This window comes from Ferrimonas sp. YFM (assembly GCF_030296015.1).
Lineage (GTDB): Bacteria > Pseudomonadota > Gammaproteobacteria > Enterobacterales > Shewanellaceae > Ferrimonas.
In genome coordinates, this window is sequence record NZ_AP027368.1 from 589,544 (window position 1) to 608,301 (window position 18,758).

Below are 18,758 nucleotides of genomic sequence, written 5' to 3' on the forward strand. Positions count from 1 at the left end.
TGAATCTGCCAGAGCCCCATTAAGCTCATTTCAGGATCTTAGTGAAATATGTGCTTTATTTGGTGGTTATTATGGGGATTTCATGGTTGTTTTTGATCTTGGCAGTGGCCACAGAGGTGGCGGGTACCAGTATGATGAGCGTCATGGATGATGGCGTTGCCAAATACCTGAGCCTCTATCTGCTGATCGGCTGTTCCTACTTTTTCCTGGCCAGGGCGGCGCGGCGCATCGCAATCGGGGTGGCCTATGCGGTGTGGGAGGGGGCCGGCCTGGCACTGATCACCCTGTTTTCTGTGGTGGCACTGGGACAGACAGTGACCCTGCCGGTAGCGCTGGGCCTGGGCGGTTGCCTGTTGGGATTGGTGATGGTCAACCTGGGGGAGGTGACCTCATGAGCCCCTTTACTCTGGTGGTCGTCGCCGCGCTGCTGGACATAGGTGCCAACTTCTGTGCGACACGCTCTGACGGCTTTGCCCGGCGCAGCTGGGCGGTGGCGACTCTGCTGTTGATCTTTTCCGCCTTTACCCTGCTGGCCCAAGCCGTTCAGGGCATGGATCTGGCCGTGGCCTATGCCAGCTGGGGCGCCATGGGAATTATCGGCACCGCTGTGGTGGGCAGGTTGCTGCTCGGCCAGAAACTCAAGCCTGTGGGCTGGTGTGGCATCGCCCTGATGACCGCGTCTGTGTTGTTGATGAAGCTGGGATGAATGATGAGGAGAAGGAATGAACACCCAACAGGTATTGCACTTCACCCTGGCCGCCCGGCTGGGGTCTCTGGCCCGTGCAGGCGCCGAGCTGGGGCAGAGTCGCAGTGCTGTGAGCATGTCGATTTCGGCGCTGGAAGATCAACTTGGGGTCAGCCTGTTCCACCGCTCTGGTAATGCCATCACCCTGACTCAGATTGGGGAGGCGTTGCTGGAGGATTGTGAACGCCTGCTGGCCATGGAGAAGCGGATAAGCCGCAGGTGCCAGCTGTTTCATCAAACCGGTGAACACAGGCTGTGTATCGCCCGGGATGATGCCCTGCCAGAGTCTCTCTGGCAGGAGATTCTGATCGAGGTAAAGCGGACCTATCCCGGCCTCAGCCTGGTGGTGGTTCTGGCCACGCCCGGCGAGTTGCCCCAGCAGGTTGCTTCCGGAGCGGTGGATCTTGGCTTTGGCGTCTCCTTGCCAAGCCACCCGGAGGTGCGCCGCTGGAGCCTGGGCGAGATCAGGCTGCAGCTGGTGAGTGATGGCTCTCATCCCCTGGCTGCTCAGAAGGCGCTGACCCAGGAGGACTTGGCCCTCAATACTCAGGTCACCCTGGCCAGTGCCGGGCTGAGCGGGGTGGACACTGCCCACAGGCTCAGCAGCGACTTCCTGGGATTGTCCAGCTTCGAACAGATTCGGGACATGGTGCAGCAAGGGGTGGGGTGGGCTTGGTTACCCTCACCGCTGCTCAGCGCCAGGCTGAGACGGGAATCTCTCAAGGTATTGGACTGCCAGCCAAACCAGCAGTGGCAAAGCTATCAGGTGTGTTGTCGTCAGCAGGCCAGCCTTGGGGTGGTGAGCGAGAGCCTGTGCGACAGACTCTCGAGTTCTTTGGCGCAATACCGTTAGCTGGCCAGTCCCAATGCCTGACGTATGTGCTGCTCGAGGATCTGTTGCAGCCAGAAGGGGGTGGTGACCCTGCCGTCACTGTCATGCCTGAGCCACAGGTAGATGGTTTTCGGGGTCTTGTAGCTCACCAGCTCATCGAACTGTTCGGAGCTGAGCTGAATCGCCTTAAGGCCCTTAAACTCCTTGAAGAAGTTGGCGCAGGAGTCGAATTCCAGGACGGACAGGGCGTCGGATTCTTGCAGGGAGTGGGCTACGGCCCCCATATCCGAGGCGATGGAGTCCAGCTTGAAGGGCACCCCCTTGCGGCGGCAGTAGAACTTCATCGGCGACTGGCTGTTGGGGTAACAGCTGTTGCCATAGAGGATCTGCGGGTGACGGGCTATCTCCTCCAGTACCGGATTGTTCCACACCGGGTGGTTTTCCCTGGCCACCAGGAATACCTTCTTGGGGGAGGCGATCGCCTTGGAGATCACCCCATCACGCTCAGCCGGGGTAAAGCTGAGTACCGCATCGGTTCGGTTGGCCGCCAGATCATCCAGGCTGGAGTCGTTGAACATCCGCAGGTGAACACTGTGGGGGTCATCATGGGTGTCCGACGCGTGCCGCACCTTCTGAATCAGGTTGATCGCCAATTGAGGCGGTGTGGCGATATGCAAGTTCTTGTGCTGATCCATCTCCTGAAAATGGCTGATGGCTGCCACAGACTCTGACTCGCCTAAGAGCCGGCTGAGGATGGGGTAAAGGCGGCAGGAGAGCGGAGTGGGCTCGAATCCATGCTGACGCCGAATAAACAGCGGATCGGAGAACGACTGCCTTAGGGCATTCAGGCTGCGGCTGATCTTTGATGGCGGCACGTCCAGGATGCTGGCGACGGCGATGGAGTTGCCGTGCTGGAACACCAGGCAAAATACCCGGATGACAAAGAGGTTGATGTCTCTCAGTTTATCTATGTTGGTTGCTGGCACTCTGTTACTCCTCCTCGCCGGGTTCAGGCAAGACCACCGCGCTGGTGACAAATTCGCTGATGGCCGGCAGCAACCATTCGGGCAGGTTGCGTCCTCGGGGCGGGCTCAGCAGGAAGTAGCTGGGCACCCCCATGCGCTGGTGCAGCAGGTCAAATTGATCCTGTGGCAGTCGGCGCACCTTGATGTCCGACATGCGATCCAGGAATTCGGCGGCGTACTTCTGGCCTACGAAAGTCAGGCTGGATGAGTTGTCCAACTGGTCCGCCAGCTCCGTCAGGCCGCTGACCTTAACCTCCACCTCCAGGCTGCGATGGATGTCATTGGCGTACACCTCAAGGGGGTCGATGCGATCGTTGAAGGCGGGGCAGTCCGCCACAATGAAGGGGTAATCGATGATCTCCGCCAGCTGTGGTTTCACAGAGCGTTGCCAGATGGGGTGATCATTGCCGCCGGCGACATAGAGGCCGGTTCCCTTGGTAACGAATTCGCTCTTCACCCCTTCGGAGCTGCTGGATTCAAAGGAGATGGCCACGTCCACATTGCCATGCTGGATCTCACTGTCCACATGGTGATTGATGGGCTTGACGATAAAGGTGAAGTGCTGGCCATGCTGCTGGGCATGTTTCTGCAGGCTTCGGGACAGCTTGACGCACAATCCGGTGGGACAGGCGATGGTCAGTTCCTGTTTCAGCCTGTTGTTGTCGTCCATGTCTACGGTGCATGCCTGGCCCGCCAGCTCCAGGATCTTCTTCATCTCAGGATAGATGCGAGTGGCCATCTCACTGGGTTCGAACCCGTACTGCTTACGGTAAAACAGCGGATCATCCAGGGCATGGCGGAGGCTGTTGAGGCAGCGGCTGATCTTGGAGGCGGGCACATTCAGGGTTTGGGCAACACTGAGCGAGTTCAGTGACTCATATACGAGCACAAACACCTGGAATGAGAAAATATTGATGTCTTTGAGTCTGTCCATCACCGGGCCCATATCGGTTTTGTGCAACTATACGGTATTGCACATATGGGTTTCCTGATACAAATCACAGAACCGTATCGAATTCTGTACTTTCTTTATTGTTAAACAGGCTAAAACTAGCCATAAGTGACTGATTTTTTGATTCTTGCAATAAGTGAAATTGATGCTGGTTAGGGATATGTTCAATATATCAGTTGAATCCTCAAACATATTTCAGGTCGTTTTCGGCCGCATCCTCAATATTCCTGAACTCAAAAGAGTCGCGCCAGAACGCTACTTGGAATAAGGGTCGACGCTACTTCTTTGTATTTATTATGCTTCTTGGAGAGCATCCGATTTGGTCGTCTGACAGAGCTTCTGGGTAAACTGATCCGCAGGCTCTGGACGGGAGAACAGGAAGCCCTGAACCAGATCACACTGCTTGTCTTGCAGCACCTGATACTCCGCCTCGGTTTCCACCCCTTCGGCCACCACCTTGAGTCCGCCCTGATGGGCCAGGGCCAGAATCATATCTACGATGGCGGCGTTGTCCTGAATCCTGTCCAGGTTGGAGACGAAGGCGCGATCGATCTTCAGGGTGTCGATTGGCAGGCGTTTGAGATAGGAGAGGGAGGAGTAGCCGGTGCCAAAGTCATCCATGGCGATGGTGACGCCACTGGCTTTGAGCTCCTTCATGGTGTCCACCACTCTCTGAGGATCGCTGGCGGCCACCTCTTCGGTGATCTCCAGTTCCAGCAGTCCGGGGGTGATGCGGTGGCGTGCCACGGTTTTGGCCACCAGCTGAGGGAAGCCACTGTCCTGAAACTGCTGGGCGGAGACGTTGACCGCCACGGGGCAGGTGGTGATGCCCCTGGCCTGCCATTGCGCCAACTGGCGGCAAGCCTCATTCAGTACCCAGTTGCCCAGCGGCATGATCAGGCCAGACTGCTCGGCCACGGGAATGAACTCCCCTGGGCTGACCAGCTCACCGTTTCGGCGCCAGCGTATCAGCGCTTCTGCCCCGGCCACCTGGGCACCGTTGGCGGTCACTTTGGCCTGGTAGAAAAGCTCAAACTCATCGTCTCTGAGCGCATTACGCAGGGCGCTTTCGGTTGCCAGCCAGCGCTGGGTTCGGGCGGTCAGTTCGGCGTCGTAGAAGCGGTAGATACGTCCAGGCTCCACCAGGGCGTGAATGGCGGCATCGGCGTTGCGCATCAGCCTGTCGCTGTCTGAACCATCTTGGGGGTAGCGGGTGATGCCAATCTTGACGCTCAGGTTGAGCAGGCGGTCACCGATGCAGAAGGGGTCATCGGACATGGTGGACAGGGAGCAGGCCAGTTGCTTGAGGTGCTCGGGCTCGTTGCTGCAGGTCAGTTGCACCGCCCAGGTGTCATCATTGTAGCGGTAGAGAATGGCGTCACAGGGGCTGAGGCGCAGCTTTTCCTGAATCCACTTGCCGATGTGTTGTATCACTTCGCCGCCGAAGGCGTGACCATAGGTGCCGGTGATCAGCGGGTAGCGTTCCAGCTTGAGCAACACCAGGGCACCGCTCTCTCCCTCCTGCTGGGTCTGTTGCAGTGCCTCTTCCAGGGAGCGGCGGTTGGGCAGGCCGGTCAGGCTGTCGTAGAAGGCAAAGCGGAACAGCTGGTCCCTGTCCTTCAGTCTTGAGTAGAGGGCGACAAGAACGAAGAGGGAGACCACCACTATGGCGATGGTAAAGCCGGACAGCAGTTGAGCCAGGCGATCTACCTCGGTCAGGGCGGATTCGCTGTCCTGCATGGTCACCATGCGGATGTTGGCCTGCCACAGGTCCAGTTGTCCCTGGGCTTCGACGGCGGCGGCCTGAGCGTCGGACAGGTGTTCTCTCAGCCTGTCCCAGTCACTGTCGGGGCGGGCCATCTCCCGGTCGAAGTTGTTGGCATGCAGCTGCAGTTTGGTGAGGGTGGCGCGCAGAGCCAGTGCGTCCTGGCGACTGATGCCCAGCTTTATCAGGTAATCGATGCTGTGGTCTATCTTCTCATCTTCGAAGCGGCTGCCTGAGAGATAGGCATCCCGTTCTGTGGTGGCGTAGTAGAGATAGAGCTGGTTGACCCTGTTGCTCAGGGCCCGCTGCAGGAATCCGATGGTTTCCAGCTCAGGGATGTGGCGCTCCACCATCTCCCGGGAGTCCTCCTGAACCATGAAGCCGGTCTTGACGCTGAGCCAGCTCATGGAGGCCAACATGGCAGTAACCAGGAGAAACGCGGCAAACATCCATTTGGCCATGTGCTTCGATCCCAGCTTGGGTGTTCCTGTCTGCGCCATCCGGCTGTATCCCTGAATTCCATCGGAAGCGGCAGTGTATCAAATTCATCATTTGTTAACCCTATTTCATTGGTTAACATGCATTTAATAATCACTAAAAGGTTCGAAACACCAATCAGATAGGGGATGCGATCTGGTAGGACCATTATGGCGGGCCGGACTGACTAACCCTGGTCCCGGGACTACACTGGGAGGGACGACTGGAGGGAGAAGCATGGAACTGCACTGGATATGGGATTGGGTTGGCTACGCCGCGTCCATCGTGGTGGCGATTTCACTGACCATGGCGGACATCAAGAAGCTGAGGTGGTGGAACCTGCTTGGGGCCGCCCTGTTCGTGCTGTACGGCTGGGCCATTGCCGCCTACCCGGTGATGCTGGTCAATGCCTTTATTGTGATCATCGATGCCTACTACCTGGTGAAGATCTATCGTCACGAGGCGGAGGAGGAGAGCTGAAGATCAGGTTTCCTGCTCTCGCTTGAAGGCTGCCGGGGTTTTGCCTGTGTGGCGTTTGAAGTACTTGATGAAGTGGGTGATGTCGTCAAACCCCAGTTGGAAGGCGGCGTCCTGGACCGACAGCCCATCCATGGCCAGCTTGCGCTTGATCTCCAGGATAATCCGAAAATCGATCAGCTGCTTGGCGGTGTGGCCGCAGCAGGTTTTACATAGCTGGTTCAAACATTTGTAGCTGCTGTGCATCAACTGGGCGTACTGGCTGGCTTCCCGAATTTCGCTGTAATGCTTATCCACCAGCCGCAGGAACTCCCCGAAGCGCTCCTTCTGATGTTCACTCAGGTGGATAAGGTGACTCTCCCTCTGCTTGGTCAGTTTGAGCAGCATGGCCGACAGCAGCAGCTGCACTATGACGCCGCTGTCCGGTCCTTCGCTCAGGGCCCGGGTCATTTCGGTCAGCATTGCCCGGCAACTTTCATTCAACTCCTCGGAGAGATGAAGCACCGGAAACGCGCTCAGGCTTTGATGCACAGGGACAAAGTAGGAGGTGCGGATGTTGGCAGAGCTGGCGGAGAAGAACTCCCGGGTCATCAGCACCAGCTTGCCCTGGATCTTCCTCTCTTTGTCGAACCCGTGTATCTGCTCTTTATTGAGGAAGATGATGCAGTCCGGCTCATACTGATAGGAGTGGAAATCGATAAAGTGCTCCCCCTCCCCCTGCTCCACAAAGATAAGGCAGAAGTGACTGACCCTGTGGGGCTGATAGGGGTTGGCGCCCTGGGCACAGATGTCCTGGAGAAACTCCTCGAGGTCCAGTATGTCCATGCCTGTCTTACGAAGCCTGGGGCTGTCGTAGGTGATTTGGGGAATGTCGTCGATTCTATCCATTAGTCGGCTTCTCGCGAGGGTCCGCTACAGTGTCTGTGCAAAAGCCCGAAGGCTTGTTGTTGAAAAAAGAGGTGTCAGCCTGATTCGCTGACACCTCCCGGAGCAGGGTACCTTAGAGGTGCACTTGTTTCATCTTAGCGGCTCGGGCGTCATAGTCCTCGGTATGGCAGCCCTGACAAGAGTCGGCGGGGCGCAACCAGGGCTGACTGTACTGGCCATCCTCGGAGTAGTGGTGACCATCCTCGGAAGGCGCGGAGATGTCGACCTTGAACAGGTGTGACTGACTGGGCATATGACAACTGGTGCAGTCTGTGCTGCCGTGGATCATGGCCGCCATGCCGTTGCCGCCTTCGGCGTTGGCAAACTCCATCTGGTGGCAGTCGGTGCACGCCTTCTTCAAGGCCCCTTCGTGTCCTGGCTTATCCCTGAAGTGCGTGGACATATGGCTCTCATGGCAGGTGTTACAGTGCATGTTGCGCTTCTTGCCCTGGGCCACACCGGTATCCGGATCGTATCCCATCATGGTGTCGGCCGCGACACGACCACCGCGTCCACCTCGGCCACCCGCGCCTTTGGCAACCAGGCCGCCGACCGCATCAGTACCGCCAAAGGTTTCGGTGTAATGGGTCAGGTATTCGGGGTAGGACTTGTCGCCACCATGGGTGTGGCATTCCACACAGGCCACCGCTTGGCCAAAGGCCTGATCCTCAGCTGTCATCTGTGCCACAGTACGAGGCTCGGCCAGGCGGGTAATGTTGCTGCTGGATGGAGCCATGATGTGGTCGCTGCCGGCGCCGTGGCAGGATTCGCACTGGACGCCGGGCTGTTCGAAGGTGCCCAGGATCCCCTCCATGCCATCCTGATGGTGGGGGTTGCGATCATCGCCCTCTTCGGAGGTGAAATCCTTCCAGCCTGTGGTATGACAGCGGCCGCAATAGAAGGGGGCTCGCTCTGGGCCGAGGTTGTCTCCCCAGGACCACATCTCATAGACGTAACCATCTTCGTCGAGCTTGCCGATTACCTTGTCGCCGGTGTAGCGGTAGCCATCCAGGTCCAGCCACATCACCTGTTTCTTATAGCCGCCAATGACGTAGGAGACATCCTCATAGCTTTCCGGGGCACCGCTCGGGTTGACCACACCTTCGAGCATCTCCAGTGCACCAATGATGTTGGTGTAGGGGTACTCGGGCATCTGACCGTCGACCACTTTATTAAGTTTGAAGGGATGGCCGGATGTCAGGAAACTCTCCTTGTTGCTGTGGCAGGTGAGGCAGGCTTGGCTGCCCACATAGCTCAGCTGAACCACAGGCTCGGCCTGAATGGAGAGGGTAAGGGTGGAGGTGGCTTCACCGCCTTTGCCATCGGTAATCAGGTAGGTGAACTTGGCTTCTCCGGCCTGTTCTGGTTCAAACACAGCCTTGTTGTCCTCGATGGAGACGCTGCCGCTTCCCTCGGTCAGATCGATCCGGGTCAGGGTCAGGGGGTCACCATCGGCGTCGGTGTCGTTGGCCAGCAGGTCTATGGTGACTGGCGTGCCAACGGTGGCTTCGGCGGTGTCCGGATTGGCGACCGGGGCCGTATTTGCCGCCGGGGGCGGCGGAGGTGGAGGCGTCACGGACGCCTCGTTGTTGTCATCGCTGCCGCAGGCGGTCAGCATGCTGAGCAGCATGGCCGCTGTCAGCGTCTTCAAGGGCGCATGGTGCGCGGTGGGGTTCATCATCATCATTTCCCTGTAGTAGGTAACACGGTGGAACCTGTATGGGCAGGGACCAACAGGAACCGGGCTGTGCAATAGGGAAAGTAATGGTGAACTCACCAAGGAAACAGGTCGGAAAAGTCTCGAAAATTGCCGTTAATGTACCTTGTGACGGGAATGTGATCGCCGCCGTCCTTGAGGCGGAGCCGGATCTCAAAATACACCTCTTCAAAACCGGTTAGGCTTGTTGAAGCGGGGTGGGCGCTAAAACTCATTGTCCCGTTTAAAGGCGGCCGGAGTCTGTCCGGTCAGCCGCTTGAAGTATTTGTTCAGGTAGCTGCTGTCTTCGAAGCTGAGATCCGAGGCGGTCTCCTGAGTCGACAACCCATCCATCACCAGCTTGCGCTTGATCTCCAGTATGGTGCGGAAGTCGATCAGCTGCTTGGCGGTCTGGCCGCAGCAGCTCTTACACAGTTGATTGAGGCTCTTGTAGCTGGTGTGCATCCACTGGGCGTACTGACTGGCTTCCCGGGCCTCGATGTAGTGTTGCTCCACCAGGTTGAGAAACTGGCCGAAGCGCTCCTTTTGTTGCTCACTCAAATGAGCCAGATGACTCTTGCGTTGCCGGCCCAGCTTGACCAGCAGGGCGATAAACAGCAGCTGGACCACCAACTCATCATCGGCGCCCTCCTGTTGAGCGAGGCTGACTTCCTTGAGAAGGGCGTGACAACTGTGATTCAGTTGGGGAGACAGCTGAAGAACCGGTGAGGAGGCCCGGTTCAGGTGGGTGGGAATGAAGTAGGAGGTGCGAATATTGGCCGCACTCTTGGCAAAGAAGGCGGGGGTCATGTTGATCATCTTGCCCTGGGGACGGTCACTGGCGTCGAATGCGTGCACCTGATTGGGGTTGATGAAGATGACACTGCCGGAATCATAGGGGTAGCGCTCAAAGTCGATCAGGTGCTCCCCCTGACCCTCGGTGATGTAGAGGAAGCAGTAGTATTTCACCCTGTGGGGCTTATAAGGGTCAAAGTGGTAGTGTTTCAGCCTGCTTCGAAACAGCTCGAGGTCGAGTATCTCGATGCCGGACTCCTCTATGGAGGGGGGGCGATAGCTGACGTCGGGAATGGGATCGCTGTTGTCCACGGGATCTCCTGTTAAAGCCTGCCGTTCAATGATGACACCTCCATCAGGAGGTGTCAGTAAGCTTATGGAAAGCCGGCGACCATGGTCGCCGGCCTTTGGCTTTAGTTGTGGATGGTGCCGATGCGGACAGCCCGCTCGTCGTAGTCCTCCTCGTGACAGCCTGAGCAGCTGTCGTAAGCACGCAGCCAGGGTTTCACGTAGTCACCGTCCGCCGAGAAGTGCCTTGGGTCATCCTTGGCCCCCTCGAGATCGATCTTGAACATGTGCGAGTCCGAGCCCCCGGGCATGTGGCAATCGAGGCAGGTGGCGGTGAACTCGTGGGCCGCAGCGGCGATGTCGCTGCCCGGAGCGTTATTGAACTCCTGGGTATGACAGTCGGTACACTGGCGCACCATGGCGTTTTCGTGGCCGGGTTTATCCATATTGACTTTGGACTGATGCGGGTTGTGGCAGGTTGAGCAGGTGAAGCCCTTCTTCTTGCCCATGGCCTCGCCGGTGTCCGGATCGGTGCCCAGCAGTTCCGTTGCCGCCTGACGACCACCCCGGCCATCACGACGGCCTTCGGGGCCAAAGCCGGTCATCACCTTCAGCCGCGCTTCCAGGCTGTCGCCGCCAAACTCCTGGTTATGAGGCGACACGTAGTCTGGATAGCGCCTTACTGCATCATCGGTGCTATGACACTCGGCGCAGGCGATAGGCTTGCCGAAGCCCATATCCTCTGCCAGGAAATCGTTGGTGGAGCGTGCCTCGGCCACCTTGACGATGTTGTCTTTGGAAGGCTTTTGAATGTGGGCAAGGCCGGCGCCGTGACAGGCTTCGCACTGAATGCCGGTGAGGGCGAAGGTGCCGCCCATGCCAGGCATGTCATCCTGGCGGTTGAGGTTGCGGTTGTCGTGGCTGCCCTCGGTGTAGTCCCTCCAGCCTGTGGTGTGGCAGCGACCGCAGTAATCGAAGCCGTGGGAGTCGGGAGCATCGTTGGCACTGTAGGGGAAGGCATAGGGTACCTGCCCCCCTTTGGGCGCCACGCCGACACCGGCCTTGTCGCCCGAGAAGATGTAACCATTTTGGTCGATGAACATGGCGCTGCGCATGTAGCCACCAATCACGTAGCTGATGTCCTCCCAGCCATTGGGGTTACCCAGGGTATTGTGCACATCCAGCAGGTCTAGGGCACCGGAGATGGAGGTGAAGGGGTAAATGGGCTCTTCACCGTTCACCTTGGTCAGCTTAAAGTTGTGGCCCGTCTCCAGGTAGCTCTTCTTGTCGGTATGGCATGAGAGACAGGCCTCTGAGCCCACGTAGCTTAGCGCCTGGGCAGCGACGGAGATGGTCACCGTGGAACTGGCGTGGCCGCCGTTGCCGTCGCTGATGCTGTAGTTGAGGATGGTGGTCCCCACCTCCAGAGGCTCGAAGCGGATGCGGTTGCCATCAATGGTGGCGACACCCCGGCCGTCGAACAGGGTAACGGTTTCCAGGGTGAGTTCATCGCCGTCGGCATCGGTGTCGTTGGCCAGAGCATCAATCATGCTGGGGCTGCCCATGGTGGCGCTGGCGTCCACAGGGTTGGCAACAGGAGTCGTGTTTCCGGGGGGAGTCGGGTCCCCGCCATTGTTATTGTCGTTATCGCCGCCACAGGCGCTCAGCAGGCTGAGCAGCATGGCTGCGGTCAGTGTTTTGAGGGGCGCATTGAGCGCGTAGAGTTTCATCATCATTTCCCTTTGGTAGGTGACACAGTCTGGTGCCGAGGCGGAGTGGATGCCTGGGCAAAAAGGTTTGTGCACCTGTGAAAGTAATGCTGAAACCGGGGACAAAACAGGTAACAAAAAGCCGCAAACAGGCCGATTGTGTACCTGAGTTTGAGAGTGTGATCCTGGCAGCCCGGGAGCTGTGATCAGGCTCAAAATCAGCCTGGTCCCGGGTCAGTTCCGTGACGGGGACCTAGGCATAAGATGGAGTACCCTCGCGGGAGACTTTTTGTTGGCTAGAGGGGGGAGTCGCTTATTCAGGCTGCTGAAAGCGCCCTTGCCTCAGGAAGAGATCCGTCTGTCTGGCGACCTCGGAGGAGAACAGCATGGAGGTGTGGCTGTGGGGCAGAATGATGTGGTCGTGAAACCCCTCCAGCCGGGTTTCCTCAACCAGTACCGTACCGTCGGTATCCGACTCTTCGTTGGGCAGGAGCAGTCGGCCCACGCCGATGCCGGCGTTGCCCGCCAGGCTGCCAAGCTCTGCCGAGCCTTGATAGTGGTCGTTGGGGTTGGTCAGCAGTCCATGCTGATGGGCATTGCCCATGACGCCCTCCAGCTTCCACTGGGCCAGGCGGCGGGCGATGGCGGCGCCCTTGTGCGGTGAACCCAGGGTGACGATGCGCGAGCCTTCGGGGAGCTCCATCTGTTCGGCATAACGTCGCGCCAACACCCCGCCGAGGCTGTGTCCCACCAGAAACTGGGGCTCTCCCGGACGTGACAGGGCCGACAGGCGCTCAAACAACAGCCCGGCATCAATGGCCAGGCTGTTGTAACTGAACCCCTCAATTTGCCAGCCCAGGTTGCTTAGCTGGGCGGCAAGGGGCCGCATGATGGTGTGGTGCATATACAGTCCATGTAGCATCACCAACTGCATAATTCTCTGATCCTTAAATGAGGCCGGGGCCTCAGCATACCCTATTTATTCTGGGAGCGGATCATACTCAGGGTTTCACCCTTGGGCTTGTTGCCGTAGAAGTTGTTGTAGTTCAACAGGTCGATGGCATCGTTGCCGGTGACGGGGCATTGACGCTCCTTCTTCATGTCGGCGCTGTTCTTGATGCGCTTACCCTGTGCATCGTAACAGTGGGTGGCAGAGTTTGCATTTGCGTATGCCGGGCCCGGATAGCCGCCGCCGCCGCCGCCGCCAGTGGCCATGGCTGCGCCGCTGAAAACCAGAGTTACCAATAACAGTGACTTCATAGTGCTTCTCCATTTGCTACCTCATTCTTCAGGGTAGACCGGATCGCTCCTGTATGTATTTCAACCTTTAGCTCAAATCCTCAATCGATAAAAGCGAATACAGGGATGCATTTTGCTCGTTTTATTAAATTGATGGTGGGGTCCACAATTGATTTTGTCGATTAACGGAGGGGTTATGTGGCAAGGCCTCTATGAGTGGATTGAGTGGCGCTGTGGCGCCCAGGAGCAGAATCATGAGCAAACGACTGACCGCACAGAACGGCGCACCCATCGCCGATGATCAAAATAGCCAAAGCTTTGGTGCTCGGGGCCCGGTGGCTTTGCAGGATTGGCACCTGATTGAAAAGTTGGCTCATTTCAACCGAGAGCGGATTCCCGAGCGGGTGGTTCACGCCAAGGGAAGCGGCGCCTACGGCACCTTTACCCTGACCCGGGACATGTCTGAGTTTACCCTGGCGGACCACTTCAATGGGGTGGGAAAGCAGACCGAAGTGGTGGTGCGTTTCTCCACCGTTGGGGGAGAGTCGGGCAGTGCCGATGCGGAGCGCGATCCCCGGGGATTTGCGGTGCGTTTTTACACCGAAAATGGTAACCACGACATAGTTGGTAACAATACTCCGGTGTTTTTCCTGCGAGACGGCATCAAGTTTCCCGATTTCATCCATACCCAGAAGCGTCACCCGGTGACCAACCTGAAAGACCCGGAAGCGATGTGGGACTTCTGGTCTCTCAACCCTGAGGCATTACACCAGGTCACTATCCTGATGTCGGACCGGGGGATTCCTGCCAGCTACCGACACATGAACGGCTATGGCTCTCACACCTTCTCATTGTGGAACGACAAGGGAGAACGCTTCTGGGTGAAGTTCCACTTCAAGACCCGCCAAGGGATCCAGAATCTCAGCAATGAGCAGGCGGACAAATTAAAGGGAATAGACCCGGACCATGCCCAGCGTGATCTCTATGGTGCCATCGCCGACGGTGACTTCCCCAGCTGGACCCTCTATCTGCAGGTGATGCCGGAGCTGGACGCGGAGCAGTACCAGATCAACCCCTTCGATCTGACCAAGGTGTGGCCCCACAAGGACTATCCGCTGATTGAGGTGGGCATTCTGGAGCTGAACCGCAACCCGCAGAACTATTTCAATGAGGTGGAGCAGGCGGCCTTTGCCCCGTCCAATCTGGTGCCCGGGGTGGGCGCGTCTCCGGATAAGATGTTGCAGGCGCGGCTGTTTGCCTACGCCGACGCCCAGCGTTACCGGGTCGGGGCCAACTACAACCAGCTGCCGGTGAACTGCCCCCATGCGGCCCAGGCCAACCACTATCAGAGAGCCGGAGCCATGGCGGGAACAGGCTGCCCCTACCATGGTGATGCCAAGGAGAGTGGCGTGAGCTATGGGCCCAACAGCCAGGGAGGTCCGGAGCAGCAGCCGCAGTTTGCCGAGCCGCCATTGAAGATCAGCGGAGATCTGGACAGGTACGATCGCTTTGCTGAAGAGAACTTTGCCCAGGCCGGCGATCTCTACCGACTGATGAGCGATAGCCAACGTCAGGCCCTGGCGGACACCATCGCCGCCACCCTGAGTCAGGCCAGTGATTCGGTGCAGCAGCGGATGCTGGCCCATTTCTATCAGGCGGATGAGGAGTATGGTCAGCGGGTGGCCCGGGCCATCGAGGCGGTTAAAGCCTGACCGAACCCGGTTTACCCTGTGGAAACTGTGATCGCCGTCTCTTGTTGAGGCGGCGTTGCCATTGCTAGTCTGATGGCTCGGCCTGACGCCGAGCCACTTATTTTTCAGGTAGAGATGATGCTGTACTCCATCGTTTTTATCGCTCGATTTTGCCAGCCTCAATGGCAAGGTGGAGCGTAAACTAACTCGCTGACCATGCCATTGGGGCTAATTGAACCGACAGTTGTCGGGATTCAATTGGCAAGGTGGTGTGTCTCTTCCTGCTCCCCCTCCTGTTCAATCTCCCGACCACTGTCTAGCGTTTTTACTGACAACACCGGGATGACTTAACTTTGAACACCAAACTCGTAGGCGCCACCCTCATCGTGGCCGGCACCAGCATCGGCGCCGGCATGCTGGCACTGCCCATCGCCGTGGCCAATATCGGCTTCTGGCCCGCCATTGCGCTGATGCTGCTGATCTGGGGCCTCTCCGGCTATACCGCCCTGTTGCTGACCGAAGCCAACCTGGCCACAGGTCGTGGCCTCAACTTTCACCGGATGATGGGAGAGAGTCTGGGGCGGGGCGGTCAGCTGCTGTGCTCCGCCAGTTTCCTGGCCCTGCTCTATGCCCTGACGGCCGCCTATCTCACAGGTGGCGCGTCGTTGGTGGCCCTCAAGGCCAAGAGCCTGTTGGCGGTGGAACTGGGGGGCAGCAGTGCCACCCTGATCTTCGCTTGCACCCTGGGGTTGGTGGCGGCCTTTGGGGTGCGTTACGTGGATCTGCTGACCCGGGGGCTGTTCAGCCTGAAGATGGTGGCCCTGGCGATTCTGGTGGTGTTGCTGTTGCCCCAGGTGGAGATGCATAACCTGGCTCCGGCGCTTTCCGATCAGGGGCAGGGCAGCCTGCTGATGGCGGCACTGCCGTTGATCTTTACCTCTTTCGGCTTCCATGTGTGCATCCCTCCTCTGGTGGATTACCTCGAGGGTGATGTTCGCTCACTGCGCAAGGTGTTCCTGATGGGCAGCGCCCTGCCGCTGCTGTGCTATACCCTGTGGCTGCTGGCGGTATTCGGTCCTCTGGGGCAGGCGCAGCTGGCGAGCCTGGCTCAGGGGGACAGCCTGGCCAACCTGGTGAATGCCATCGCCACCCTCACCGGTTCCAGCAGCATCGCCACCCTGGTGACCCTGTTTGCCGATCTGGCTCTGGTCACCTCCTTCATCGGGGTGACCTTGAGCCTGTTCGAGTACCTGGCGGAGCTGCGTCAGGGCCAAGGCGGCCGGGTCGGCACCTGGCTGATCACCTTTGTTCCCCCTCTGGTGCTGGCGCTGGCGCTGCCGGAGGGGTTCATTGCCGTGCTGGGGTTTGCGGCGGTGCCGTTGGCGGTGCTGATCGTCTTTCTGCCGGTGGCGGCGGTGCTGAAGCTGCGCGACAGTGTTGACGCTCCCTACCGGGTAGCGGGCGGCACACCGGCATTGATTCTGGCGACACTGTTGGGAGCGCTCATCGTTCTGGCCCAGTTGATGTGAGGCCTTGTTAGTCTATTCGCTGGATTATGAACCTGATTTCCCGCCAAATTGCTTCATGATGTTACAGCGAGGTTATTCCGCACAATCGCTTGTGATAGAGTGTTCCGGACTATTCTGGCGGCAGGTGAGCCTGCCGCCACCCACCCTAAAGGATCATCCGTCCGTGTATTAAGAGACGGAATCTGAGAAGGAAACAGCAATGAGAGCTTGGTTAACCGCGGCAGTGGTAGCACTGCCGCTGACGGCGCTTGCCGACGAGGGCATGTGGCAGCCCTATCAAATCCCCTCCCTGGAGGACAAACTGACGAAGATGGGCCTGGAGATCGACGCCAAGTCCATGGCGGATCTGGGTGCCTTCCCCATGAACGCCATCATCAACTTCGGTGGCTGTACCGCCTCTTTCGTCTCTCCCGATGGCCTGGTGGTGACCAACCACCACTGTGGTTATGGCGCCATCCAGTACCACTCCACTCCGGAAGACAACATCCTGGAGAACGGCTTCCTGGCCAAGACCCGCTCTGAAGAGAAAGAGCCGGTACCTGGCTACAAGATCTGGGCCACCGAGTCCATGGTCGACGTCACCGACAAGGTGTTGTCCGGCACCAAGTCGGCCAAGAACGGCGAGGAGTACTACAACACCATCGAGAACAACACCAAAGCCCTGGTGGCCGAGTGTGAAGTGAGCGATGACTACCGTTGTGACGTGTACAACTTCCACCGCGGCGCCCAGTACTTCCTGATCAAGGAGCTGGAGATCCGTGACGTGCGTCTGGTGTACACCCCCTCCATGTCCGTGGGCAAGTACGGCGGCGACATCGACAACTGGATGTGGCCCCGTCACACCGGCGACTACTCCTTCTTCCGCGCTTACGTGGGTAAAGACGGTCGTCCCGCTGACTACAGCGAAGAGAACGTGCCCTTCCAGCCCGAGCGTTTCCTCAAGGTTTCTGCCAAGGGTGTTGAGAACGGTGACTTCGTGATGGTGGCGGGCTACCCAGGCCGCACCAACCGCTACCGCACCGCCGAAGAGGTTCAGACCTACTTCGAAGCGATCTACCCCAAGTCCAAGGTGGCTCGTGAGGAGATCATCGACCTGATCAAGGCGACCTCTGCCGAAGGCAGCGACGCCCGCATCAAGTACGAGAGCACCCTGGCCAGCCTGGCTAACTACGCCAAAAACTTCCAGTCCATGATCGAGGGCTATGCCAAGACCGGCATCCTGGCCAAGAAGATGGGCGAAGAGAAGGCACTGCTGGATTGGATCAACAGCGACAGCAAGCGTGCCAAGCAGTATGGCGACGTAATCAACCAGCTGAACGCGCTGATCGAAGAGGATCACGCCCACCTGGATCGCGACATCATCCTGGGTTACCTGCGCTACAACCAGATGACCAGCATCGCTGCCCGTCTGTATCGCCTGTCCCAGGAAAAGCAGAAGCCTGATCTGGAGCGCGAGCCTGGCTATCAGGAGCGTGACTGGGATGGCATCAAGGCCGCCATGCAGCGTGTAGACCGTCGTTACGACGTCGAGGTGGACAAGGCTATCCTGGCCCTGCAACTGGGCAAGTACGCTCAGCTGCCCGCGTCCGAGCACCTGGAAGATCTGGACCGTGTATTTGGCCTGACCGGCAAGTTCGACGCCGACGCGCTGAAGAGCAAGCTGGACTCCATGTACGCCACCACCGACCTGGGCAAGGCGGACACCCGCCTGGCGTGGCTGGACAAGACTCCTGAAGAGTTCCAGGCCAGCAACGACCCCTTCATCCGCTACGCCGTCGCCACTTACGACGCCAAGATGAAGCGTGAGAAGGAAGCCAAGGACCTGTCCGGTCGCCTGCTGCAGGTTCGCCCTGACTACATGAACGCCATCATCGCCTACAACGAGAGCCTGGGTCTGCCGGTTTACGCCGACGCCAACTCCAGCCTGCGTCTGACCTTCGGCACCGTGGTGCCTTACTCTCCGCAGGATGGCCTGGTCGCCGTACCTTTCACCACCCTGGAAGGCCTGGCCGCCAAGGCAACCGGTGAAGCGCCTTTCCACGCCTCTGAGAAGCAACTTCAGCTGATCAAGGACAAGGTCTACGGCCCCTACAAGCAGGAGTCCCTGGGCAGCGTGCCGGTGAACTTCCTGACCAACCTGGATTCCACAGGTGGTAACTCCGGCTCCCCAACCATGAACGGTCGTGGCGAGCTGGTGGGTCTGCTGTTTGACGGTGTGTATGAGTCCATCACCGCCGACTGGAGCTACAACAACGACCTGAGCCGTTCCATTCACGTGGACAGCCGCTACATGCTGTGGGTGATGAAGTACCTGGACGGTGCCGACAACCTGCTGGAAGAGATGGAAGTGGTTGAGTAAACCCGCCTCTCCTTGAAAAACGCCCCGCTTTGCGGGGCGTTTTTGTTGGTGGGGTAGGAAGAGAAGCGGGAAAGGGTGGATTACATCTTGCCAAGGCATATGGGAATTTCATAAGCTAAGTGTCTGACGCGGCTATCGTATAATGGCCATTACCCGAGCTTCCCAAGCTCGTGATGAGGGTTCGATTCCCTCTAGCCGCTCCAAGATTCCCGTAAAAAACCGGCTCAATGAGCCGGTTTTTTAGTTTCTGTG

At 58.4% G+C, this 18,758-nt stretch carries 16 protein-coding genes and 1 tRNA gene; 8 read left to right on the forward strand and 9 right to left on the reverse strand.

Annotated elements, in window-relative coordinates; translation table 11 throughout:
• Positions 1 to 86 precede the first annotated feature (86 nt).
• From QUE41_RS02800 to QUE41_RS02810, 3 genes are read left to right on the forward strand one after another with little or no spacing between them, the layout of a single operon-like run.
• The gene (locus tag QUE41_RS02800) at positions 87 to 395 is read left to right on the forward strand and encodes an SMR family transporter (protein WP_286341439.1); all 309 of its coding nucleotides are present in this window, start codon (positions 87 to 89) and stop codon (positions 393 to 395) included.
• Positions 392 to 706: an SMR family transporter gene (locus QUE41_RS02805; protein WP_286341440.1), complete on the forward strand. Its 315-nt coding sequence runs from the start codon at positions 392 to 394 to the stop codon at positions 704 to 706. Before QUE41_RS02800 ends, QUE41_RS02805 begins: the two co-directional genes overlap by 4 nt.
• A gap of 16 nt (positions 707 to 722) precedes the next feature.
• Entirely contained in the window at positions 723 to 1,598 is an 876-nt protein-coding gene (locus QUE41_RS02810; protein WP_286341441.1) for a LysR family transcriptional regulator, read from the forward strand.
• On the opposite strand, the gene QUE41_RS02815 is transcribed toward QUE41_RS02810, so the two are convergent.
• The 3 genes from QUE41_RS02815 to QUE41_RS02825 all read right to left on the reverse strand — a co-directional run bounded on the left by QUE41_RS02815 (position 1,595) and on the right by QUE41_RS02825 (position 5,819).
• Positions 1,595 to 2,563: a LysR substrate-binding domain-containing protein gene (locus QUE41_RS02815; RefSeq protein WP_286341442.1), complete on the reverse strand. Its 969-nt coding sequence runs from the start codon at positions 2,561 to 2,563 to the stop codon at positions 1,595 to 1,597. The two genes, QUE41_RS02810 and QUE41_RS02815, sit on opposite strands and share 4 nt — an antisense overlap.
• A gap of 4 nt (positions 2,564 to 2,567) precedes the next feature.
• Entirely contained in the window at positions 2,568 to 3,536 is a 969-nt protein-coding gene (locus tag QUE41_RS02820; RefSeq protein ID WP_286341443.1) for a LysR family transcriptional regulator, read from the reverse strand.
• A 312-nt stretch (positions 3,537 to 3,848) separates the two neighbouring features.
• Positions 3,849 to 5,819 carry a putative bifunctional diguanylate cyclase/phosphodiesterase gene (locus QUE41_RS02825; RefSeq protein WP_286341444.1) on the reverse strand — a complete coding sequence of 657 codons (1,971 nt, stop codon included), beginning with the start codon at positions 5,817 to 5,819 and terminating at the stop codon, positions 3,849 to 3,851.
• Positions 5,820 to 6,033: 214 nt separating this feature from the next.
• Between QUE41_RS02825 and QUE41_RS02830 the strand changes: the two genes are divergently transcribed.
• Positions 6,034 to 6,276 (forward strand): hypothetical protein, encoded by a 243-nt coding sequence (locus QUE41_RS02830; RefSeq protein WP_286341445.1) that lies wholly within the window; start codon positions 6,034 to 6,036, stop codon positions 6,274 to 6,276.
• Between the two features lie 3 nt (positions 6,277 to 6,279).
• On the opposite strand, the gene QUE41_RS02835 is transcribed toward QUE41_RS02830, so the two are convergent.
• The 6 genes from QUE41_RS02835 to QUE41_RS02860 form a co-directional block, all read right to left on the reverse strand.
• Complete coding sequence (locus tag QUE41_RS02835; protein ID WP_286341446.1) at positions 6,280 to 7,161, reverse strand: AraC family transcriptional regulator; 882 nt, start codon at positions 7,159 to 7,161, stop codon at positions 6,280 to 6,282.
• A gap of 112 nt (positions 7,162 to 7,273) precedes the next feature.
• A complete protein-coding gene (locus QUE41_RS02840; protein WP_286341447.1) occupies positions 7,274 to 8,881 on the reverse strand; it encodes an Ig-like domain-containing protein in 1,608 nt (535 codons plus the stop codon).
• 240 nt (positions 8,882 to 9,121) lie between these two features.
• Positions 9,122 to 10,003, reverse strand: coding sequence for an AraC family transcriptional regulator (locus tag QUE41_RS02845; RefSeq protein ID WP_286341448.1), 882 nt, complete (start codon positions 10,001 to 10,003; stop codon positions 9,122 to 9,124).
• A gap of 101 nt (positions 10,004 to 10,104) precedes the next feature.
• Positions 10,105 to 11,709, reverse strand: coding sequence for an Ig-like domain-containing protein (locus QUE41_RS02850; RefSeq protein ID WP_286341449.1), 1,605 nt, complete (start codon positions 11,707 to 11,709; stop codon positions 10,105 to 10,107).
• Positions 11,710 to 12,001: 292 nt separating this feature from the next.
• The gene (locus tag QUE41_RS02855; protein ID WP_286341450.1) at positions 12,002 to 12,622 is read right to left on the reverse strand and encodes an esterase/lipase family protein; all 621 of its coding nucleotides are present in this window, start codon (positions 12,620 to 12,622) and stop codon (positions 12,002 to 12,004) included.
• Positions 12,623 to 12,663: 41 nt separating this feature from the next.
• The gene (locus QUE41_RS02860; protein WP_286341451.1) at positions 12,664 to 12,948 is read right to left on the reverse strand and encodes a hypothetical protein; all 285 of its coding nucleotides are present in this window, start codon (positions 12,946 to 12,948) and stop codon (positions 12,664 to 12,666) included.
• Between the two features lie 233 nt (positions 12,949 to 13,181).
• On the opposite strand from QUE41_RS02860, the gene QUE41_RS02865 reads away from it, so the two are divergent.
• From QUE41_RS02865 to QUE41_RS02880, 4 genes are all read left to right on the forward strand, one after another.
• Positions 13,182 to 14,639 carry a catalase gene (locus tag QUE41_RS02865; protein WP_286341452.1) on the forward strand — a complete coding sequence of 486 codons (1,458 nt, stop codon included), beginning with the start codon at positions 13,182 to 13,184 and terminating at the stop codon, positions 14,637 to 14,639.
• Positions 14,640 to 14,971: 332 nt separating this feature from the next.
• Positions 14,972 to 16,147 carry an amino acid permease gene (locus QUE41_RS02870; RefSeq protein WP_286341453.1) on the forward strand — a complete coding sequence of 392 codons (1,176 nt, stop codon included), beginning with the start codon at positions 14,972 to 14,974 and terminating at the stop codon, positions 16,145 to 16,147.
• Positions 16,148 to 16,346: 199 nt separating this feature from the next.
• Entirely contained in the window at positions 16,347 to 18,506 is a 2,160-nt protein-coding gene (locus tag QUE41_RS02875) for a S46 family peptidase (protein WP_286341454.1), read from the forward strand.
• A 128-nt stretch (positions 18,507 to 18,634) separates the two neighbouring features.
• Positions 18,635 to 18,709: transfer RNA gene (locus tag QUE41_RS02880), tRNA-Gly, on the forward strand.
• The last annotated feature ends 49 nt before the right edge of the window (positions 18,710 to 18,758 follow it).

Coding starts and splice junctions, on each gene's coding strand:
- QUE41_RS02840 (WP_286341447.1), bottom strand. CDS start 8,881: ATGATGAACCCCACCGCGCACCATGCGCCCTTGAAGACGCTGACAGCG.
- QUE41_RS02820 (WP_286341443.1), bottom strand. CDS start 3,536: ATGGACAGACTCAAAGACATCAATATTTTCTCATTCCAGGTGTTTGTG.
- QUE41_RS02850 (WP_286341449.1), bottom strand. CDS start 11,709: ATGAAACTCTACGCGCTCAATGCGCCCCTCAAAACACTGACCGCAGCC.
- QUE41_RS02875 (WP_286341454.1), top strand. CDS start 16,347: ATGAGAGCTTGGTTAACCGCGGCAGTGGTAGCACTGCCGCTGACGGCG.
- QUE41_RS02830 (WP_286341445.1), top strand. CDS start 6,034: ATGGAACTGCACTGGATATGGGATTGGGTTGGCTACGCCGCGTCCATC.
- QUE41_RS02810 (WP_286341441.1), top strand. CDS start 723: ATGAACACCCAACAGGTATTGCACTTCACCCTGGCCGCCCGGCTGGGG.
- QUE41_RS02835 (WP_286341446.1), bottom strand. CDS start 7,161: ATGGATAGAATCGACGACATTCCCCAAATCACCTACGACAGCCCCAGG.
- QUE41_RS02825 (WP_286341444.1), bottom strand. CDS start 5,819: ATGGCGCAGACAGGAACACCCAAGCTGGGATCGAAGCACATGGCCAAA.
- QUE41_RS02855 (WP_286341450.1), bottom strand. CDS start 12,622: ATGCAGTTGGTGATGCTACATGGACTGTATATGCACCACACCATCATG.
- QUE41_RS02865 (WP_286341452.1), top strand. CDS start 13,182: ATGAGCAAACGACTGACCGCACAGAACGGCGCACCCATCGCCGATGAT.
- QUE41_RS02805 (WP_286341440.1), top strand. CDS start 392: ATGAGCCCCTTTACTCTGGTGGTCGTCGCCGCGCTGCTGGACATAGGT.
- QUE41_RS02860 (WP_286341451.1), bottom strand. CDS start 12,948: ATGAAGTCACTGTTATTGGTAACTCTGGTTTTCAGCGGCGCAGCCATG.